The following is a 19,434-nucleotide window of genomic DNA, read 5'->3' on the forward strand; positions in this document are numbered from 1 at the left end:
AACGATAATAATCACTGGGAGCGGAGCCGCCGGTAAACCGGCATGACGGCGGGTGCAGCGTGGGGGATCGAGCTGCCACCAGCGCCTGCTCTCCCCCACGAGCATCCTCTTTTTTGGTTCGATGGCCGGCCGGACAGCCTGCCGCCAACCGGGGACACTGCTGCCCGGACGCGCTACAAGCGCACCATGACGTTCCGCCTCCACATCCCCGAACAGCCCACCCCCGAAGATCGTGAGGCGGTGCTTGCGCCGCTGCGCGCCTACAATGAGCGGGTGGCAGGGCCGGCGAAGGCCGAACCGTTGGCGATCCTCTTGCACGATGAAGAGGGCAACAGCGTGGGCGGCCTGTGGGGTCGCAGCGGCTATGACTGGCTGTTTGTCGAGTATCTGGCGATCCCGGAGGCGTGGCGCGGCCAAGGGACCGGGAGCGCACTGATCGCCGAAGCGGAACGGATCGCGCGGGCGCGCGGCTGTTGCGGCCTGTGGCTGGACACCTTCGCCTTCCAGGCCCGCGGCTTCTACGAGAAGCTGGGGTTCCGCGTGTTCGGGACGCTGGAAGACCACCCGCGCGGCAGCCGGCGGTTCTTCCTCAGCAAGCGGCTGGACGGTTAAGCTTCCAGGAGCCCCCGATCCCTTCGCACCGGGGTACGGAGGGAATTCAGGTGCGGCGCAGCGCCCTGCCTGCCACCGCGTCCAGCCGCGCCGCCAGCGCAGGATCCCGCATCGAAGGTGCGGTCATGAGGGCGAAGTCGAGGCAGGTGTCGATCGGGGACGCCGGTCGCTCCTCCGGCAGGGCCGCGACCAGATGCTGGACGAGCGCCCGCGCCTTCCGTGCATTGGCGTCGAGCTGCGCGAGGATCTCGGCAGTGTCCACCGCCTCCCCTTCGCGCCAGCAGTCATAGTCCGTGACCATCCCGACCAGCGCGTAGGGCAGCTCCGCCTCGCGCGCGAGCTTGGCCTCGGGCATCGCCGTCATGCCGATCACGTCGCAGCCCCAGCTGCGATAGAGCCGGCTCTCCGCACGGGTCGAGAACTGCGGTCCTTCCATCGCCAGATAGGTGCCGGTCGGCGACACGGCAGCCCCTGCGGCGCGGGCAGCGTCGGCGGCGAGCGCCGACAGGCGCGGGCACACCGGGTCCGCCATCGAGACATGCGCCACCAGCCCTGGGCTGAAGAAACTCGACGGCCGCCCGCGGGTGCGGTCGATGAACTGGTCGACGACGGTGAAGCTGCCGGGCGGCCGATCCTCCACCAGCGACCCCACCGAGGAGATCGCCAGCACGTCCGTCACGCCCAGGCGCTTGAGCGCATCGATGTTGGCGCGGGCGTTGAGGTCGGAGGGTGGGATGCGGTGCCCGCGGCCGTGGCGCGGCAGGAACACCACGCGGACATGCCCCATCCGCCCAACGTAGCACGCGTCGGACGGCGAGCCCCACGGCGTTTCCACCGTCTCCCACCGTCCCTCTTCCACCCCTGCGACCGCGTAGAGACCGGAGCCACCGATGATACCGAGCGTCCAGCCGCTCACGCCGCCAAGCCCGTCGTCAGGCGGGGTTGAAGACACCGCAGGCGATCCGGCCGCCGCTGTTGCCCGAAGGATCGGTCATCAGGTCGTCCGCACTCGCATGCACCATGAACGCCGAGCCATCGGCATCGAGCAGGCCGTCGAAGGTGCCGCCCGGCAGAGTGAATTCGATCGTGCCGGTGCCGTCGGTGCCGACCAGCAGGTTGGGCATGTCGCCCGCGTGCGGGCCGGCCGGGTTCTTGGTGCCGTGCTGCCGGGCGGTCGGGTTCCAGTGGCCGCCCGCCGTCGTGAAGTCCGGCGCATCGCAACGGCCGGTGGTATGCACATGAGCGCCGTGCGGCCCCTGGGGAAGCCCAGTGACGCTGAGGGCAATGCGGACGCCGCCGGGAACTTCCGTCGCGGTGGCGGTACCCGCCGGCGCATTGGCGGCGGTGCGCAGCATCGCGGTCGCGACGCGCGGGGCAGCGGGCGCTGCGCTGCTGTCGACGGGAGCGGTCTGCGTGCAGGCAGCCATCAGGCCGGTCGCGGCGAGCAGGGCCAGGTGCGTCTTCATCGTCGTTCCCCTTGTTTGTTGCCAGTTCAATGGCCGATCGCGGTGGCAGTTCCGCGTCAGCCGGGCATCGGCCCCGCGATCAGCATCGGGTCGAGCCTACGCCCCTTCCAGACCATGCCCCAATGAAGATGCGGGCCGGTCGCGCGGCCCGTGCTGCCGACCGCGCCGATCACCTCGCCCTGGCGGACGCGCTGCCCGAGCCGGACGTCGATCCGCGAGAGGTGAAGAAATGCGCTGCTGAGCCCCATGCCATGGTCGAGCATCAGCAGATTGCCCTCCAGGGTAAAGGGCGAATCGGCCGCCAGGATCACCACGCCGTCTGCCGGCGCCGTCACCGGGGCGCCGGTGGGCTTGGCCACGTCGACCCCCGAATGATAGCTGCCGGGCTCGCCCGCATAGATGCGCTGCGACCCGAACCGGCCGGAGATGCGGCCGGTCGCCGGCCATTGGAAGCGTTGCGACCAGCCCTGCGCCCCGGTCTCCTGCTTGCGGGCGGCGGCGATCTGGGCGAGCTCGGGCGGGCGGCGGCGCTGGAACTCGGCACTCGGCTGGCTGACCTTGGGAAGCGTCGGCAGCCGCTCGATCTGCCAGGCGCGCGGGGCGACGCTGAGCGTCTCCACCTGCTCGCGGCCATCCGCGAAGCGCGCGACCAACCGGGCGGTGGGGCCCGCGTCGCGATCGAAGGCGATCAGGAAGCGGCGGTCCGGTGCGAGCGCGATCGGCTCGCCCTCGAAGGTCAGCGACGTCACCCCTGCCGGCGCGGTGCCGACCAGCATGCCGCCCTGGATGCGCTGGCCTTCGTAGCGGAACGACGCAGGGGCCGCCGGCCGCGGCGCAGGCGCAGGCGCGACCGCCACGGCCGCCGGCGGCGCCTGTACCGGCTGGGCTCGGCCGGCGCTTTCCGGCACCACGGCGCAGCCGGGCAGCGCCGCCATCAGCCCCGCTGCGAGTGTCGCGCCTGCGCGCAGCCTCACGCCGGGCGCATCGCCGCGGTTGCGGCCTCCGCAGTGGCATAGGCTTCTTGCCGTTCGGCGCTCCAGTAATGGAGCTCCTCGAGCGGGATCTTCTCGCCGGTGCGGGCGCAGACGACATGGTCGCCCGGCGACAGGACGCGGAACCCGCCCGAGAGATAGTGGAGGCGCGCCTGGCGCGAGCTGTTCGACATCAACATCCGGTAATCCATAGAGGCATCAGAGCAGGCTCGGCTGCTCGGGCTTGTCCGAAGGATAGGGCTTGCCCACCGGACGCTCAACCCGTGCGTCCACCACGCCGTCGCGGAAGTGGAGCTTCAGGCCCCCGGCCGCCCGCGCCGCGGCGGCGGAATCGATCGTCTTGCCGGTGCCGCGCGCCTCGACGCGGACATATCCGCGCTTGAGGAGGTTGTCGGGGTTCACGCTTTCCAGCAGTCGGCCGACCGAGGCGAGATGCTGGCGGCTGCGATCGAGCTGGCGGTCCAGCATCGCGGGCCGCAGCACCGCCGACTGGCGATCCAGCGTCCGCCGCGCCTGGCCCAGCCGCCGCTCCAGCCCCAGCCCCAGCCGCTGGGCGAGATCGTCCACCCGCTGGCGCTGCGGCCCCAGCAGCGCATCGCGCCGCGGCAGCACGCGGACGAGTGCTGCCAGCCGCTCCTCCCCGCGCTGGTGATAGCGGCGCACGCAGCGCTCGGTGCGCATCGCGTGGCTCTGGACGGTGTGGCGCAGGTCGGCGAGCACCGGCACCGCAAGCTCGGCCGCCGCGGTCGGGGTCGGCGCGCGCAGGTCGGCGGCGTGGTCGCAGAGACTCGTGTCGGTCTCATGCCCCACCGCCGAGATCACCGGGATCGAGCAGTCGGCGACGGCGCGGACCACGGCTTCCTCGTTGAACGCCCACAAATCCTCGATCGAGCCGCCGCCGCGCGCGACGATCAGCAGGTCGGGACGCGGCACCGGGCCGCCGGGCTCGATCGCGTCGAAACCGCGTACCGCCGCTGCGACCTGCTGGGCGGCACCCTCCCCCTGCACCTGGACGGGCCAGACGATGACATGGCTGGGGCAGCGGTCCTCCAGCCGGTGGAGGATGTCGCGGATCACCGCACCCGTGGGCGAGGTGACGACGCCGATCACGCGCGGCAGGAAGGGCAGCGGCTTCTTGCGGGCGGCATCGAACAAACCCTCGGCGCCGAGCTTGGCCTTCAGCTTCTCGAGCAGCGCCATCAGCGCGCCCTCGCCCGCCAGCTCCATACGATCGATCACGATCTGGTATTTGGAGCGGCCCGGATAGGTGGTGAGCTTGCCGGTCGCGACGACCTCGATGCCGTCCTGCGCCTGGAACGGCAGCGCGGCGGCGGCCCCGCGCCAGATCACGCCGTCAATGACCGCGCTCTCGTCCTTCAGGCACAGATAGACGTGGCCGGAGGCGGCACGCTTGTAGCCCGAAATCTCGCCGCGCAGGCGGACATGGCCGAACTCGCCCTCGACCATGCGCTTCAGCCGGCCGGCAAGTTCGCTGACGCTGACGGGTGCGGCGTTGTCGCCGGGGATGGGCTCGGCTACGAGCCGCCCCGATGAAAAGCCGGAAAAAGGATCGGGCATGAACGTCCTGCTGGTGGGCTCGGGGGGGCGCGAACATGCGCTCGCATGGCGGCTCGCACAATCTCCGCTCCTCGATAGGCTCTATGCCGCGCCAGGCAACCCCGGCATTGCCGAGCATGCCGAATGCGTCGCGATCGCCGCGACCGACCAACCGGCGCTGCTCGCCTTCTGCCGCGAACACGAGGTGCGCTTCGTGGTGGTCGGCCCCGAGCAGCCGCTGGTCGAAGGCCTTTCGGACCGGCTGCGCGAGGCCGGCATCGCCGTGTTCGGGCCATCTGCGGCGGCGGCACAGCTGGAAGGCTCCAAGGGTTTCACCAAGGACCTGTGCCAGCGCGCGAACATCCCGACCGCGGGCTATGTCCGGGTGACATCACTGGAGGCGGCGCGCAACGCGCTAGGCACCTTCGGGCTGCCGGTCGTCATCAAGGCGGATGGCCTGGCTGCTGGCAAGGGCGTGACCATCGCCAGCTCGCCGGAGGAGGCAGACGCGGCGCTGGTCGCGCTGTTCGACGGGCCGGGTGCCGAGGCGGTGATCGAGGAGTTCCTGACCGGGGAGGAAGCGAGCCTGTTCGTCCTGACCGACGGCACCAGCTACCTGCCCTTCGGATCGGCGCAGGACCACAAGCGCGTCGGTGACGGCGACGTGGGCCCGAACACCGGCGGCATGGGCGCCTATAGCCCCGCACGGGTGCTGACGCCGGAGCTGGAGCAGCTGGCGATCGACACGATCGTGCGCCCCACGATCGAGAAGCTGGCCGAGGAAGGCATGCCCTACAGCGGCGTCCTCTATGCCGGGCTGATGCTGACGCCGCTCGGCCCCAAGCTGATCGAGTATAACGCGCGCTTCGGCGATCCCGAATGCCAGGTGCTGATGATGCGGCTGGAAAGCGACCTGCTGGAGATCATGCTGGCGACGGCCGAGGGTCGGCTGGCAGGGCACAAGGTGCGCTTCTCCGACGACCCCGCGCTGACCGTCGTCGTGGCGGCGCGCGGCTATCCGGGCACGCCGGCGGCCGGCGGCACCATCACCGGCATCGACACCGCCGAGGCGCATGGCGCGCGCGTGTTCCAGGCCGGCACCCGCCGCGAGGGGGAGGCGCTGGTCGCCTCGGGCGGCCGCGTGCTGACGGTCACCGCGACCGGCCCCAGCGTCCGCGAGGCACAGGCCGCGGCCTATCGGGCCGTCGACCGCATCGCCTTTGCCGACGGCTTCTGCCGGCGCGACATCGGCTGGCGCGAAATCGCGCGCGAAGAAGGCTAAGCACCTCAACGCCTTGAGGATGGCGGCTGCGCCGCTATGTTCTGCCTCCGGCCGCGGTTTGGCCGGCCGGAGGCGTACGCATGGAAGAAGCCGAACAATCCCGCCAGACCGTCGTAGGGGCGGCGGACCAGATGATGCCCATCACCGTCACCCATCTGGTGGTGATCGCGGTCTTTGCGGCGATCATCGTCATCGCGATCCTGTGGGGAATGCGGCTTCGTGCCAAGCGCCGCGCCGCCGAGCGCGAGCTGGATGCGATCGGCCAAAGCCGGCGTGAGGCGCCGGGCGCCGCGGTCGCCGATCCGGACGCACCGGGCGCAGCCATCGCAGCCGAGCGGCGCGCGCCGGTCGAGCCGACCGACCTCCCCGCCCCCGCGCCGCAGCCTGTGCAGGAACCGCAGCACCCCGCGCCCGCCGCTCGCGCGACTCCGCCGGCACCCGCGGAGCCGATCGCTTCCCCGAGTTCGCCCGCACCTGCGGAGCTGGCAGCCACGCCGAGCGCTCAGCCTGTCAGCGCGGTCCCGGCTGCCGCGCCCGTCCCTGCGACGGCGGCAAGCGACCTCACGACGCTAAAGGGCCTGGGCCCTAAGGTGGCCGCGCAGCTCGCCGAGATGGGGATCACGAGCATCGCCGACCTGGCAGCGCTCAGCCCGGCCGAGGCCGACCGGATCGATGCGTCGCTCGGCACCTTCCAGGGCCGGATGGCGCGGGATCGCTGGGTCGAGCAGGCGCACCTGCTCGCGGCGGGCGACCGTGCCGGCTATGAAGCGAAGTTCGGGAAGCTCGGCTGAACTCTTGAAGCCGCCGCGGGTCAGGCCGCGGCGGACACCAGCAGCTTGTCGATCTTGCGCCCGTCCATGTCGACGATTTCGAAGCGCCAGCCCTGCTCGAGGAAGTGCTCGCCCTCCTCGGGCAGGTGCTTGAGGATCGCAAGGGCGAGACCCGCGACCGTCGCATAGTCGCGATCCTCGGGCAGCTCGATCCCCAGCCGCTCGGCCAGCGCGTCGGCCGAGAGCTGGCCGGAAACCAGCAGGGTGCCATCCTCCCGCGCGATGACGTTGGGCGTGTCGCCCGGCTCGGCGTCGGATGCGAACTCGCCGGCGATCGCCTTGAGCAGGTCGGCAGGCGTCACCAGCCCTTCGAAATGGCCGTATTCGTCGTGGACCAGGCCCATCGGCACATCGGCACCGCGCAACGCGGTGAGCGCGTCCATCGCATCGACCTGATCGGGCAGCACCGGCGCAACATGCATCAGGCGGCGCAGGTCCAGCGCCTCGCCGCGCATGGTCGCCGCAACGATATCGCGCGCCTGCACCACGCCCACGACCTTGTCGATCGAGCCTTCGGCGACGGGCAAGCGGGTGTGCGGCGTCTCCGCCAGCGCCGCGCGCAGCTTCTCCGGCTCCAGGTCCAGGTCGAGCCAATCGACGTCGGTTCGCGGCGTCATGATCTCCCGCACCGGCCGGTCCGCCAGCCGCACCACGCCGGAGATGATCGAGCGCTCATGCTCCTCGATCACGCCGGACTTGGTCGCCTCGGCCACCAGCAGTTGCAGTTCCTCGGCGGTGACGCGGTTCTCCGTCTCGCGATCGAGGCGCAGCAGCCGAAAGACGAGGCCGGTCGTCGTGTCGAGCAGCCAGACCAGCGGCGCGGTCAGCTTCGACAGGTAATGCATCGGCAACGCAACGATGGCGGCGATCGGCTCGGGCGAGCGAAGCGCGAACTGCTTGGGCACCAGTTCGCCGATCACCAGCGAGGCATAGGTGGTGAGCCCGATCACGATCGCGAAGCCCGCCGTCTCGCCGGTCTCCGGCGCGAGGCCGAGCCAAGCGCTCAGCCGCTCGCCCACCGGACCACCCAGGCTCGCGCCCGAATAGGCACCCGCGACGATGCCGATCAGGGTGATGCCGATCTGCACGGTGGACAGGAACTTGCCCGGATCGCTCGCCAGCCGCATCGCGGTGGCCGCTCCCCTGCCGCCGGCGCGGGCCAGCGCCTCCAGCCGGGCGGGCCGTGCGGACACGATCGCGAGTTCGGACATGGCGAAGACGCCGTTCAGGAGGACCAGCGCGAGAATGATCGCGACGTCGATCCACGGAAATGGGGTGAACTGGGTCATTGTTCTGCCCAACGCTTAGCCGCAATGGTGCGGCCCCGACAACCGCATCCTCAGGCTTTCGGTCAGCCCGCGTTCAAATCGCGTGCGGAACAATCCTGTCCAGGTCGGTGTTCACCGAAACAAGATCAAATCACGAAATTGCAGACGGAGGAGCATGATGCGGAGTGTGTCGAAGCTGATGTTGGCAGGCGCGCTGGGCACGATGACGCTGACCAGCGCGTGCGTGACGGACCCGGAAACCGGCCAGCGCACGATTTCGAAGGCAGCGATCGGCGGCGTCGGCGGTGTGCTCGGCGGCTATCTGCTGGGCGACCTGGTCGGCGGACATAACGACCGCACCGAAAAGATCGTCGGCGCGGGCCTGGGCGGCATCGCAGGGGCTGCGATCGGCAACTACATGGACCGGCAGGAGCGCGAGCTGCGCCAGCGCACCGCCGGCACCGACGTGCAGGTGGTCCGCCAGGGCGACGATCTGCTGCTGAACATGCCGTCCGGCATCACCTTTGCCTATGACAGCGCCACCGTGCAGCCGCAGTTCCAGCCGACGCTGGATCAGGTCGCCGACGTGCTGTCGCAGTACAACCAGACCTACATCGACGTGTACGGCCACACCGATTCGAACGGGTCGGACGCGTACAACCAGACGCTGTCGGAGCGCCGCGCCTCGGCCGTCGCCGGCTATCTCACGACCCACGGCGTGCAGAGCGCGCGAATCGGCACCCGCGGTTTTGGCGAGACCCAGCCGATCGCCAGCAACGACACCGACGCCGGCCGCGCCGCGAATCGGCGCGTCGAGATCAAGATCGTGCCGATCAATCAGGACGAGGTCCGCTAAGGCGGCCCGGGTTCTATCCCCAGCCACTGCTCCTGCGGAGGCAGGAGCCCAGGGCAATACAGGAAAGCGCCCGAAACCCTGGGCTCCTGCTTTCGCAGAAGCACGGTGATTGCGAAACGCCCGTCGAGCTTCGGCGGGCGTTTTGCTGTGCCGGCCCCTCCCGACGTCGCGGTGGGCGTGCAGATCCTGGCTGGTCTCGCGGTTACCGCCGACCCGCAAAGAAATTGCGCAGCAGCGCCGCGCCTTCGCGCTCGCCGATGCCTGGGTAGATTTCCGGCCGGTGGTGGCAGGTCGGTTGCGCGAAGAAGCGCGGACCGTGCTCTACGGCGCCGCCCTTCGGATCGGATGCGGCGTAATAGACCCGCGCGATCCGGGCGTGGGCGATCGCGCCGGCGCACATCGCGCAGGGCTCCAGCGTCACCCACAGATCGCAATCCTCCAGCCGATCCCGCCCGAGGGCCGCGGCGGCGGCGCGAATCACCCGCATCTCGGCGTGCGCGGTCGGGTCGCAGAGCGTGCGGGGCGCGTTGCCGGCAACCGCCAGCACGCGACCGTTCCGGAGCAGCGCGGCGCCCACCGGCACCTCGCCCGTCTCGGCAGCAGCGCGCGCCGCGTCGAGCGCCAGGCGCATGGGTTCGGGAAGCGGAAAGGCCATGGCCGCGTCATGGCCCGCCCGAAGGCCTTACGCCAGCGGCCAAGGTGCGAGACACCCCGGCCGTTGGGTGGCGGTTACTGCGCCGCCTGCGTGTTGTCGGCGCGCTGGATGTCGAGGGTCGGCACCTGCACGGTGCGGTTCTCGGTTCCGACGTCCACACGGCCCACGTCCGCTTCGAACTTGGGCGCCTGGACGGCGGCGGGACGGACCATGTCGATGCTGACCAGGCCAAGCATCATCGCGCCGATCAGCAGCAGGACGACGAGGCCGAGGATGAAGAGGATCGCGCGCATGAAAGGATTCCCCGGTTGCCAAAAGGATTCGCTGCCGGAATAACGCGCGCAGGCGGCGGGCGGTTGCACGCTGCGCAACGTCAGTCCGCGGGGGCGCTGTTGACGCGGCGCGCCTCTGCCGTTACTAGCGCCGACTTTCCCGGGGCAGTTGCCCCGACCATTGCCGTAACCAGGAACCAACGCATGTCGCGCATTTGCGAGCTGACCGGCAAGGGCCGGCAGGTGGGTAACAACGTTTCCCACGCCAACAACAAGACCAAGCGTACCTTTCTGCCGAACCTGCAGAACGTGACGCTTCTTTCGGACGCGCTGGAGCGCGGCGTGAAGCTGCGCGTGTCGACGCACGGCCTGCGCTCGGTCGAGCATGTCGGCGGCCTGGACAACTGGCTGCTCAAGACCCGCGACACCGACCTGTCGCTGCGCGTTCGTCGCCTGAAGCGCGAGATCGCCAAGAAGATCGCCACCACCACCGAGGCGGCGGCCTGATCTAGCTGCCTGTCCCCTTCGGGCGGACGGGCGGCCTGATCCTGCTACCTTCCGCCTGCGGGCGGAAGGTCCAGCCGGAACTTCAAGAGCAGCGACTGCTCGATCCACATCTGGTTGTCGTCGGACGCGAGCCACAGGATGGTCGCGTTTTTTTCATGCGTGACTGCCAGCGCCTCGTAATTGTCGTGGATCACGTCGTCCGCCAGCCGGGCGATCTCCCGCCCCTGCACCATTGCCCCCGGCCGAATCGCTTCCGGTTCGATAACGGAGAGGATGGCGGTGAACCCCTTCCGCAGCGATGCCGCACGATGCAGCATAAGCAGCCGTCCGTCGGCGAGCTCCACCACGTCCGTGGGCGCATAGTCCTTGGGCGGCAGGTAACGGAAGTGAAAGCCGCGGTCCGAGTGCACCGTCGGGTCGCCTGCGAATCGGATCGCGTCGAAGCCGATCTCCCGCCGCTTCCGGTTGCGCGCACCTTCGCTGAACACCAGAAACGCCCCGGATCGCAGGCGCACCATCGCTTCCGGTCCGCTGGCGTTGGGCCACTTGGCCATCGCCCTTGGGCGGACGTATCGCTCCGCGGCGCGGAAATCGGCCGAGTAGCGCCAGATCGCGTTCGCGCGCTCGAAGCCTACCCACAGGCGCCCCGTCGCCGGATCCACCGCAAGCGATTCGCTGTCGCGGTCGCGCTTTTCCCAGCCGGTGCCGGGGCCGCCGGGGAGCGACAGGAACTCCGGCTCCGTGACCTGCCAGTCGGCGCCCATTCGAAAGCGAACGACCGACCCGAAATCGCTGAGGAGCGTGAACCGATCTCCCTCGACGCGCAGGGCGGAGAAGCCGCCAAAGGCGCGGTCGCGGCTGGTGAGTTGGACGCCGCCCAGATAGGTGAGCGCCCCCACCCGCCTATCCTGCGGGTCGCCCGCACGCAGCGGCACTTGCCGCGCAGTCACGTTCGGGTGCTTGCCCAGGATCTGGCGGGGGATGGTACCCGTCCAACTCGGCACCAACGCCAGCGTCAGGAGCACCACGGAAGCGATACGCATACGCCGGCCTTAAGCGGCGATTCGGCATCGCGACAGCCGTTTCGCGCATGAACCTCCGATAACGAGCGCATTCAGGCTCGGCTCAAGGCGACTCGGCCAAAAGGGCTTCATCGACGACGGGCAATCCCGCCGCTGACGGAAAAGTTCGAGTTGGGAGACGACCGATGTTCAAGAAGCTTTCTCTCGCAGGCGCCGCCCTCGCCATGGGCTTCACCGCGCTGGTTCCCACCGCTCCGGCGGTCGCGCAGAGCCGCCACTATTACGGTGATCGCCACTATGATCGCGGCTACGACCGTGGCTACGACCGCCGCTATGACCGCGGGTACGACCGCCGCAGCTATCGCGGCAATGACCGCCGCTACTACAACAACCGCAACTATCGTCGCTGCGACAATGGCGACGGCGGCACGGTGATCGGCGCGGTCGCAGGCGGCCTGCTCGGCAACCAGGTTGCGGGTCGCGGAGATCGCCTGCTCGGCACGGTGCTGGGTGGTGCAGTCGGCGCGGTTGCCGGTCGTGCGATCGACCGTTCGGACAGCCCGCGTCGCTGCCGCTAACGGATTTCGCTCCCCTGTAGTGTATCGGGAGCCGGGGCCGGTCCAGCGATGGACCGGCCCTTTTTCGTTCGGCCGTAAGGGGGGGGGGGAGGAAGCCCGCCCTCCCGGATCAGTACATGTGCTGGCCGCCGTTGATCGACAGCGTCGAGCCCGTGATGAAGCCGCCGTCCTCGGCGCAGAGGAAGGCGACCGCGCGCGCGATCTCATGCGCCTGGCCGAGGCGCCCGACCGGGATCTTGGCGACGATCTTTTCCAGCACGTCCGCCGGCACCGCTGCCACCATCTCGGTATCGATATAGCCGGGTGCGATCGCGTTCACGGTCACGCCGAAGCGCGCGCCTTCCTGCGCCAGCGCCTTGGTGAAGCCGTGGATGCCCGACTTCGCCGCCGCATAATTGACCTGGCCATATTGGCCGGCCTGGCCGTTGATCGAGCCGATGTTGACGATGCGGCCCCATTTGCGCTCGCGCATGCCGGGGAACACGGCCTTTGCCATGTTGAAGCAGCCCCCCAGGTTGGTGCGGATCACCTCGTCCCACATCTGGGCCGTCATCTTCAGGATGGTGCCGTCGCGGGTGATGCCGGCGTTGTTGATGACGACGTCGACCGGCCCCAGCGCCGCCTCGACCTCGGCGACGCCCTGCTGGCAGGCATCATAGTCGCTCACGTCCCAGCGGAACGCGGCGATGCCGGTACGCTCGGTGAACGCCTTCGCCTTTTCCTCGTTGCCGGCATAGTTGGCGGCGACGGTCATGCCCGCTTCCTTGAGCGCCAGGCTGATCGCCTCGCCGATGCCGCGCGTGCCACCGGTTACAATCGCTACCCGTGCCATGACCTTGCTCTCCATCCGAGTTGCGGGCGCCAAAAAGAGGCCGCCCGCTTCCCCGTCAGGCTAGGCGGCGGGCAGCCAGCCTGCAAGCTCCGCTGCAAGGATGCTGCGCAGCATCCGCAAGCCCGCGGGCTCGGCGTTGAGGCACGGGAGATAGGCGAAATCGATGCCGCCCGCCTCTTCGAACGTCTCGCGTCCGCGGATCGCCAGTTCCTCCAACGTTTCCACGCAATCGGCTGAAAAGCCCGGGGCAACGATCGCCACCCGCCGCTTGCCGGCCCGGGCGAGCGCCGCCAGCGTGTCGTCGGTCGCCGGCCCCAGCCACTTGGCCCGGCCGAAGCGCGACTGGAACGCGACCACCAGTTCGATCCCCAGCGCTTCCGAGAGGAGCCGGCCGGTCTTCTGGCAGTGGCAGTGATAGGGATCGCCCAGTTCCAGCGTCCGCTGCGGCATGCCGTGGAAGCTGGCGACGATCGCGTCGGGGGTGAAGGAAAGCTTCGCCAGATCCTCCCGCACCGTCTGCGCCAGCGCGTCGATATAGGCGGGATGATCGTGATAGGGCGGCAGCGTCCGGATCGCCGGCTGCCAGCGCATTTGCGCGAGCGCGGCAAACGCCTTGTCGTTGGCGGTCGCGGTCGTTGCTGCGCAATATTGCGGATAGAGGGGTGCCAGCAGGATGCGTTCGCATCCCGCGGCCTTCATCGCGCGCAGCCGTTCGCCGATCGCCGGATTGCCGTAGCGCATGCCCCAGTCGACCAGCACCTCGGGGCCGAAGGCGTCCTTCAGTCCCTCCGCCTGCGCGCGGGTGACGGCGGCGAGCGGCGAGCCTTGCTCCGTCCACACCTGGCTATAGGCGTGCGCCGACTTCTTTGGGCGGGTGTTGAGGATGATGCCGCGCAGGATCGGCTGCCACGCGATCGCCGGCAGTTCCACCACGCGTCGGTCGGACAGGAACTCGCCCAGGTAGCGCTTCACCGCCCGCGGCTCGGGCGCGTCGGGCGTGCCGAGATTGATCAGCAGGACGCCGATCCGGGGCTGGGGAATGGCGGGATGATCCGCAGGCGGCGTCATTCTTCCTCCGGTAGCAGCGGAAGGCGGCGGAGGCGAACGCCGGTTGCGGCCATCACCGCGTTGGCGATGGCGGGTGCGACCGGCGGCACCGCGAGTTCGCTCACCCCGCCCGGATCCGCATCGCTGCGGATCAGTTCCACCGACACCTCGGGCGTGTCGGCGAGCCGCGGCAGGTCCATCGCACCGAAGCCGCGCACATCGGCCAGATTGTCGGTGAAGCCGGTGGTGGCGCCGAGCGCCGCGGCCATTCCGAACATCAGCCCGCCCTCGATCTGCTGGAGCACGAGGTCCGGGTTGATCTGCCGCCCGCAATCCACCGCCGCGACCAGGCGATCGACCTTCACCCGCTGGTCCGCACCCATCCGCGCCTCCGCCATCACCGCGATGAAGGAGCCGCGCATCTGGTGGCAGGCGAGCCCCTGGCCGCTGCCGGGGATCCCGCCCTGCCATCCGCCGAGCGTCGCGACGGTGGAGAGGCACCGCGCCAGTCGCGGGTTGCCGCCGAGCATGGCGATGCGGAAGGAATGCGCCTCGATGCCCGCGACATGGGCAAGCTCGTCGATGAAGCATTCGTTGAAGAAGGCGGTGTAGCTGTGCGCGCCCGAGCGCCAGTAGCCGACCGGCACGCCGATCTCGGCCGGGTGGTGGTCCACCGCGAACGCAGGGATCGCATAGGCGGGCACCGCCCCCTCCACCGCCAGCGTGTCGCCGCCCTGCGGCAGCAGCATGGCCGCGCGGGCGGTGGTGTCGTCGGCAAGCAGGCGTTGGGAAAGCGCGTGACCGACCGCGGGGGCCGCGATCTTGCACAGCCAGCCCGCCACCCCGCCACCCTTTGCCAGCCGCGCCGTCATGCGGGCGGCGGCCGGCGGGCGGTACCGATCATGCAGGCAGGTCTCGCTGCGCGACCAGGTCAGCTGCACCGGCTTTTCCAGGCGCCGAGCCAGCAGCGCTGCCTGCTCGGCGACCTGATGCTCCAGGTTCGCGCCGAAGCTGCCGCCGGCAATCGTCGGGTGCAGCACGACGCGCTCCTCGCCGATGCCCAGGGTCCGCGCCGCCGCGGCGCGTGCGAGCGCCGGCGCCTGGGTCGGCATCCACAGGGTCAGCCGCCCGTCCCGCCAGGCGGCGGTAGCGGTGGTAGGCTCGATCGCGGCGTGCAGCGCCGCCCCCACGCGATAGTCGGCGGTGACGACCTGTGCGTCCTTGAAGGTCGCGGCCAGATCGCCGGCGCGCGCCATGCGGGTGCCCTCCCCATCGAGGGCGGCGTCGAGTGCTGCGTCGATCGATTCGCTGTCCACCAGCGGGCTGCGCGTCTCGAAGCGGGGGGCCAGCGCATCGAGCGCAGCATTGGCGGCCCACCAGGTCTCTCCGACGGCGGCGACCCAGTTCGGGTTCTCCACCACCGCGGAGACGCCGCGCACGCGATCGGCGGCCGCACGGTCCACGCCTACCAGCCGGCTGTCGCCGATCGGCCCCTGGCGGATGGCCGCGAACACCATGCCGGGCAGGCGGATGTCGCCCGCGAAATTGGCGCTGCCGTCGACCTTGGCGGGCGCGTCGAGGCGGGGCAGCGACTCCCCGGTCAGCCGCTTCTCCTCGCCGGCGCGCAGCGGCAGGTCGCCGCTCGGCAGCCGCTCGTCGGCCGCATCCGCCGCAAGCGCGCCGAACCGCTCACGCTGCCCGCCCGCGATCACGAAGCCGTCTAGGGTGGCGCAGCTGTGCCAGTCCACGTCCCAGCGGCGCGCCGCCGCCTTGCACAGCAGGATCCGGGCCGCAGCCCCGGCCTTGCGCAATTCGCCCTCGAACGCGCGGACCGAGGTGGAGGCGGCGGTGAGCATCAGCGTCTGCGCCTCGGCGTGACGGCTGCGCACCCGTTCGGGCAGGTCGCCCAGCGCATCCTCGAACAGCACCGATGCCGCGAGCCGGTTGGCATAGAGCGGGTTGATCGGTGCCGGCTCGACCGCGACGGTGCGCCAGTCCGCGCCCAGCTCGTCGGCGACGATCTGCGGCAGCGCGGTGAACACGCCTTGTCCCAACTCGGCCTGCGGCACCGCGACGGTCACCTGCCCGTCCGCGCCGATCTTGATCCAGGGGCCGAAGATCGTCTCGCCCTCGGCCGCCGTCAGGTTGACGGCGTGGTCGCGTGGCCAAAGCGCCCAGCCGACCACCAGCCCCACCCCCGCCGCGCCGCCGACCAGCAGCCTGCGCCGGGTCAATCCCGTTGCCGAAGGGGCCGCGCGCGACACTGCATCCAAAGCCATGGCCGCCGCTCTATCGCCCGGCGAAAGCCGGCGCCAGCCGGCCTGCGCTTCCGCGCTTGGGTTTTCGGGGCGAGCGGCGTACCAGCAGCGCAAAGACTTCCGGAGCCTTCGACTTGATCCTTTCGACGCTTGCCGCCGCCGGCGGCCACATCCGGTTCGACCAGCTGGGGCTCGATCCCGTGGCGCTCGACCTCGGCTTCTTCACGTTGAAATGGTATTCGCTCGCCTATCTGGCCGGCATCCTGGTCGGCTGGTGGTACCTGCTGAAGCTGCTTGCGCAGCCGGGCGCCCCGATGGCGCGCCGCCATGCCGACGACATGGTCTTCTATGCGACGCTCGGCATCATCCTGGGCGGGCGCATCGGCTATGTGCTGTTCTACGGCGAGGACATGTGGTCCGATCCGTGGCGGATCCTGCGGCTGTGGGACGGCGGCATGTCGTTCCACGGCGGCGTGGTCGGCACGTCGATCGGCATCCTGCTGATGGCGCGCAAGCACAAGCTGAACTGGCTGCGCATCCATGACTATGTCGCGTGCTGCGCACCGTTCGGACTGTTCTTCGGCCGGCTTGCCAATTTCGTGAACGGCGAATTGTGGGGCAAGGCGACCGACGTGCCCTGGGGCATCGTGTTTCCGAACACCGTGGCCGGCGGCCTCGATCCGGCGCGCCACCCGAGCCAGCTCTATGAGGCGGGGCTCGAGGGCATCCTCCTCGGTGCCCTCCTCTGGTTCCTGTTCTGGCGCACCAACGCCCGTTATCAGCCGGGCAAGCTCGTCGGCTGGTTCCTGCTGGGCTACGGCCTCAGCCGCTTCTTCGTCGAGTTCTTCCGCGAGGCCGACGAGCAGCTGATGGAGTTCGCGCGGCAGACCGGGCTGCACATGGGCCAGTGGCTGACGCTGCCGATGATCGCGGGCGGCATCTACCTGATCGCCACCGCCAATGGGCGTCGCCAGCGCATCGAGCCGATCGCGGGGTCGGAGAGCGTCGCTTGAGCGAGGGGTCGCTTCCCGATCGGCTCGCCCGCGCGATCACGCTGGGCGGGCCGATCCCGCTGTCGCAGTTCATGGGCGCGGCGAACGCCCATTATTACAACAGCCGCGATCCGCTCGGCGCGCGCGGCGACTTCACGACCGCGCCCGAAGTCAGCCAGATGTTCGGCGAACTGGTGGGGCTGGCGCTTGCCGACGCCTGGCACCGCGCCGGGCGCCCCCCTGCCCGCTACGTCGAGCTCGGGCCGGGCCGGGGAACGCTCGCGGCCGACGCGCTGCGGGCGATGGCGAGCGCAGGGCTCAAGCCGCAGGTGCACTTCATCGAGACGAGCGCCACGCTGCGCGCCGCGCAGAAGGAGCGCGTGCCCGACGCCGAATGGCACGTCGACCTGGTAGGGGTTCCCGACGACGGCGCGCTGCTGGTGGTGGCGAACGAGTTCTTCGACGCCCTTCCCATCCGGCAACTCATCAAGACCGCGGAGGGCTGGCGCGAGCGGCTGGTCGCCTGCCAGGACACGCTGTTCCTGCCGATCGCCGGCACCACCGGCTTCGACCCGATCGTGCCGGAGGCGCTGCGCGAAGCACCCCCGGGCTCGATCCTGGAGACGGCGCCCGCCGCCGTCGCGGTGATGCGCCAGCTGGCGAAGCGGCTGGTGGCGCAGGGCGGCACCGCGCTGGTGATCGACTATGGCTACACCGGGCCCGCGATCGGCGACTCGCTGCAGGCGGTGCGCGAGCATCAATTCGCCAATCCGTTCGACACGCCTGGCGAGGTGGACCTCACCGCCCATGTCGACTTCGGGACATTGCTGGAGGCCGCACGGGTCGAGGACGCCAAGGGATATGGCCCGCTCGAACAGGGGTTCTGGCTGACCGCGCTCGGCATCGACGCGCGGGTGGCGACGCTCGCGCTCGCCAGCCCGGAGCGCGCGCAGCAGATCGCCGACGATCGCCAGCGGCTGGTCGCGCCCGACAAGATGGGCGAGCTGTTCAAGGCGATCGCCGTCACCGCGCCCGACTGGCCGGCGCCGGCGGGGTTCGCATGATCCTGCGCGACGCGCTGCCGGCGGACGGGCCGGCGCTGTCGGAGATGGCGAAGCGCTGCTACTGCGACACCTTCGGCACGCTCTACCGCGCCTCTGATCTGGCTGCGTTCCTCGACGCCACCTTCGGCGAGAACGGCCTGCCTTCGCATCTGTCGGATCCGGCCTACAAGATGCGGCTGGCCGAGGCGGAAGGCGGCGCGATCGCCGGCTTCGCCAAGCTGGGCCCCGTCGTTTTCCCGGGCGACTGGGGTGCGCGGACCGTCGAGCTGCACCAGCTGTACGTGCTCGGCCCTTGGCAGGGTGAAGGCGTGGCGCCAGCGCTGATGGACTGGGCGCTCGCCACCGCCCGCGCCCAGGGCGCCGACCGGCTGGTGCTGAGCGTCTACGTCGACAACCATCGCGCCCAGCGCTTCTACGCGCGCTACGGCTTCGTCGAGGTCGGTCGCTATGAATTCGTCGTCGGCGAGAAGGTCGACGACGACCGAATCTGGAGCCTGGATCTGTGAACCATCCCGAAGTGATCCGCGCCGCCACGCTGGCAGGCGTGCCGCACGGCTTCCTCGGCCGCCGCGGTGGGGTGTCGAGCGGCATCCATGCCGGGCTGAACGTGGGGCTCGGCTCCGAGGACGCCACCGAAGTGGTGGCGGAGAACCGTCGCCGCGCGACCGAGGCCGTGCTGCCGGGTGCGCAGCTGGTGACGCTGTTCCAGGTCCATTCCGCCGACGCGGTCGTGGTGACGCAGTCGTTCGAGCAGGCCCTGCGCCCGCACGCCGACGCGCTGGTCACGGACCGGCCGGGCCTCGCCCTCGGCATTCTCACTGCGGATTGCGCGCCGGTGCTGCTCGCCGATCGGGAGGCGGGTGTCGTCGGGGCTGCGCATGCGGGTTGGAAGGGTGCGATCGGCGGCGTCACCGACTCCACGCTGGCGGCAATGGAGCAGCTGGGCGCCAGGCGGGAGCGGATCGCCGCGGCGGTCGGGCCCTGCATCGCGCGCGTCAGCTATGAGGTGGATGCCGATTTCGTTCGCCGCTTCGCCGAAGCCGATCCGGAGAACGAACGCTTCTTCACCGACACGCGAGAAGGCCACGCCCAGTTCGATCTGGAGGCCTATGTCGTCCACCGGCTCGCAAGCGCCGGCGTGCGCCGGATCGAGGCGCTGGGGCTCGACACCTATGCCGATCCGGAACGGTTCTTCAGCTACCGCCGCGCGACCCACCGCGGCGAGCCCGATTACGGCCGGCAGATCGCGATCATCGGGCTGGAGTGAGGCTACCCTCCAGACCGGATCGACATACAGCTACCCGTTTGTCTCGAGCAGGGATCGAGCCTGTCGAGAGCCCGTAT

The 19,434-nt window shown here is 70.0% G+C and carries 22 protein-coding genes; 10 read left to right on the plus strand and 12 right to left on the minus strand.

Translation table 11 applies throughout. The features are described 5' to 3' along the window. Positions 1-186: 186 nt before the first annotated feature. A complete protein-coding gene (locus ABDZ92_RS00855) occupies positions 187-612 on the plus strand; it encodes a GNAT family N-acetyltransferase (protein ID WP_125962006.1) in 426 nt (141 codons plus the stop codon). A 46-nt stretch (positions 613-658) separates the two neighbouring features. Here ABDZ92_RS00855 and mtnP read toward each other — a convergent pair whose 3' ends face one another. The 5 genes from mtnP to xseA are packed head-to-tail and all read right to left on the minus strand — an operon-like array spanning position 659 to position 4,648. Beyond that, positions 659-1,528 carry an S-methyl-5'-thioadenosine phosphorylase gene (mtnP, locus tag ABDZ92_RS00860; RefSeq protein WP_125962031.1) on the minus strand — a complete coding sequence of 290 codons (870 nt, stop codon included), beginning with the start codon at positions 1,526-1,528 and terminating at the stop codon, positions 659-661. 16 nt (positions 1,529-1,544) lie between these two features. Next, positions 1,545-2,078, minus strand: coding sequence for a superoxide dismutase family protein (locus tag ABDZ92_RS00865; protein ID WP_125962005.1), 534 nt, complete (start codon positions 2,076-2,078; stop codon positions 1,545-1,547). Positions 2,079-2,134: 56 nt separating this feature from the next. Further along, positions 2,135-3,013 carry a M23 family metallopeptidase gene (locus ABDZ92_RS00870; RefSeq protein WP_125962030.1) on the minus strand — a complete coding sequence of 293 codons (879 nt, stop codon included), beginning with the start codon at positions 3,011-3,013 and terminating at the stop codon, positions 2,135-2,137. Between the two features lie 35 nt (positions 3,014-3,048). Further along, positions 3,049-3,249, minus strand: a complete 201-nt coding sequence (locus ABDZ92_RS00875) for a DUF2093 domain-containing protein (protein WP_125962004.1) — start codon at positions 3,247-3,249, stop codon at positions 3,049-3,051. 19 nt (positions 3,250-3,268) lie between these two features. Further along, on the minus strand, positions 3,269-4,648 hold the full coding sequence (gene xseA / locus ABDZ92_RS00880; RefSeq protein WP_125962003.1) for an exodeoxyribonuclease VII large subunit: 1,380 nt from the start codon (positions 4,646-4,648) through the stop codon (positions 3,269-3,271). Between xseA and purD the strand changes: the two genes are divergently transcribed. Both purD and ABDZ92_RS00890 read left to right on the plus strand, forming a co-directional pair. Further along, positions 4,647-5,909: a phosphoribosylamine--glycine ligase gene (gene purD / locus ABDZ92_RS00885; protein ID WP_125962002.1), complete on the plus strand. Its 1,263-nt coding sequence runs from the start codon at positions 4,647-4,649 to the stop codon at positions 5,907-5,909. The two genes, xseA and purD, sit on opposite strands and share 2 nt — an antisense overlap. A gap of 80 nt (positions 5,910-5,989) precedes the next feature. Continuing rightward, positions 5,990-6,700 (plus strand): helix-hairpin-helix domain-containing protein, encoded by a 711-nt coding sequence (locus tag ABDZ92_RS00890; protein WP_241211980.1) that lies wholly within the window; start codon positions 5,990-5,992, stop codon positions 6,698-6,700. A gap of 20 nt (positions 6,701-6,720) precedes the next feature. Here ABDZ92_RS00890 and ABDZ92_RS00895 read toward each other — a convergent pair whose 3' ends face one another. Then, complete coding sequence (locus ABDZ92_RS00895; RefSeq protein WP_125962001.1) at positions 6,721-8,028, minus strand: hemolysin family protein; 1,308 nt, start codon at positions 8,026-8,028, stop codon at positions 6,721-6,723. Positions 8,029-8,185: 157 nt separating this feature from the next. Between ABDZ92_RS00895 and ABDZ92_RS00900 the strand changes: the two genes are divergently transcribed. Further along, positions 8,186-8,863 carry a YiaD family glycine zipper/OmpA-like lipoprotein gene (locus ABDZ92_RS00900; protein ID WP_125962028.1) on the plus strand — a complete coding sequence of 226 codons (678 nt, stop codon included), beginning with the start codon at positions 8,186-8,188 and terminating at the stop codon, positions 8,861-8,863. 202 nt (positions 8,864-9,065) lie between these two features. On the opposite strand, the gene ABDZ92_RS00905 is transcribed toward ABDZ92_RS00900, so the two are convergent. Together ABDZ92_RS00905 and ABDZ92_RS00910 are read right to left on the minus strand one after the other, a co-directional pair. Then, positions 9,066-9,494, minus strand: coding sequence for a nucleoside deaminase (locus ABDZ92_RS00905; RefSeq protein ID WP_125962027.1), 429 nt, complete (start codon positions 9,492-9,494; stop codon positions 9,066-9,068). Between the two features lie 98 nt (positions 9,495-9,592). Then, complete coding sequence (locus ABDZ92_RS00910; RefSeq protein ID WP_125962000.1) at positions 9,593-9,811, minus strand: hypothetical protein; 219 nt, start codon at positions 9,809-9,811, stop codon at positions 9,593-9,595. Positions 9,812-9,994: 183 nt separating this feature from the next. On the opposite strand from ABDZ92_RS00910, the gene rpmB reads away from it, so the two are divergent. Further along, positions 9,995-10,297 (plus strand): 50S ribosomal protein L28, encoded by a 303-nt coding sequence (rpmB, locus tag ABDZ92_RS00915; RefSeq protein WP_125961999.1) that lies wholly within the window; start codon positions 9,995-9,997, stop codon positions 10,295-10,297. A gap of 44 nt (positions 10,298-10,341) precedes the next feature. Here the strand turns inward: rpmB and ABDZ92_RS00920 are convergent, their stop codons facing one another. Then, positions 10,342-11,340 carry an esterase-like activity of phytase family protein gene (locus tag ABDZ92_RS00920; protein ID WP_125961998.1) on the minus strand — a complete coding sequence of 333 codons (999 nt, stop codon included), beginning with the start codon at positions 11,338-11,340 and terminating at the stop codon, positions 10,342-10,344. Between the two features lie 164 nt (positions 11,341-11,504). Between ABDZ92_RS00920 and ABDZ92_RS00925 the strand changes: the two genes are divergently transcribed. Next, positions 11,505-11,897: a glycine zipper 2TM domain-containing protein gene (locus ABDZ92_RS00925; protein ID WP_125961997.1), complete on the plus strand. Its 393-nt coding sequence runs from the start codon at positions 11,505-11,507 to the stop codon at positions 11,895-11,897. Positions 11,898-12,006: 109 nt separating this feature from the next. Here the strand turns inward: ABDZ92_RS00925 and phbB are convergent, their stop codons facing one another. From phbB to ABDZ92_RS00940, 3 genes are read right to left on the minus strand one after another with little or no spacing between them, the layout of a single operon-like run. Then, the gene (gene phbB / locus ABDZ92_RS00930) at positions 12,007-12,729 is read right to left on the minus strand and encodes an acetoacetyl-CoA reductase (RefSeq protein WP_125961996.1); all 723 of its coding nucleotides are present in this window, start codon (positions 12,727-12,729) and stop codon (positions 12,007-12,009) included. Between the two features lie 60 nt (positions 12,730-12,789). Continuing rightward, positions 12,790-13,797 (minus strand): ferrochelatase, encoded by a 1,008-nt coding sequence (gene hemH / locus ABDZ92_RS00935; RefSeq protein ID WP_125961995.1) that lies wholly within the window; start codon positions 13,795-13,797, stop codon positions 12,790-12,792. After that, positions 13,794-16,055: a xanthine dehydrogenase family protein molybdopterin-binding subunit gene (locus tag ABDZ92_RS00940; RefSeq protein ID WP_125961994.1), complete on the minus strand. Its 2,262-nt coding sequence runs from the start codon at positions 16,053-16,055 to the stop codon at positions 13,794-13,796. The genes hemH and ABDZ92_RS00940 overlap by 4 nt, the downstream gene beginning before the upstream one ends. 113 nt (positions 16,056-16,168) lie before the next feature. Between ABDZ92_RS00940 and lgt the strand changes: the two genes are divergently transcribed. From lgt to pgeF, 4 genes are read left to right on the plus strand one after another with little or no spacing between them, the layout of a single operon-like run. After that, the gene (lgt, locus tag ABDZ92_RS00945) at positions 16,169-17,047 is read left to right on the plus strand and encodes a prolipoprotein diacylglyceryl transferase (RefSeq protein ID WP_125961993.1); all 879 of its coding nucleotides are present in this window, start codon (positions 16,169-16,171) and stop codon (positions 17,045-17,047) included. Further along, positions 17,044-18,090, plus strand: a complete 1,047-nt coding sequence (locus ABDZ92_RS00950) for a class I SAM-dependent methyltransferase (RefSeq protein ID WP_272695206.1) — start codon at positions 17,044-17,046, stop codon at positions 18,088-18,090. Before lgt ends, ABDZ92_RS00950 begins: the two co-directional genes overlap by 4 nt. Beyond that, a complete protein-coding gene (locus tag ABDZ92_RS00955; protein ID WP_125961992.1) occupies positions 18,087-18,596 on the plus strand; it encodes a GNAT family N-acetyltransferase in 510 nt (169 codons plus the stop codon). The genes ABDZ92_RS00950 and ABDZ92_RS00955 overlap by 4 nt, the downstream gene beginning before the upstream one ends. Next, complete coding sequence (gene pgeF, locus ABDZ92_RS00960; RefSeq protein WP_125961991.1) at positions 18,593-19,357, plus strand: peptidoglycan editing factor PgeF; 765 nt, start codon at positions 18,593-18,595, stop codon at positions 19,355-19,357. Before ABDZ92_RS00955 ends, pgeF begins: the two co-directional genes overlap by 4 nt. Positions 19,358-19,434: the final 77 nt, after the last annotated feature.

The organism is Sphingomonas molluscorum (genome assembly GCF_039522995.1).
GTDB classification, from domain to species: Bacteria; Pseudomonadota; Alphaproteobacteria; order Sphingomonadales; family Sphingomonadaceae; genus Sphingomonas; species Sphingomonas molluscorum.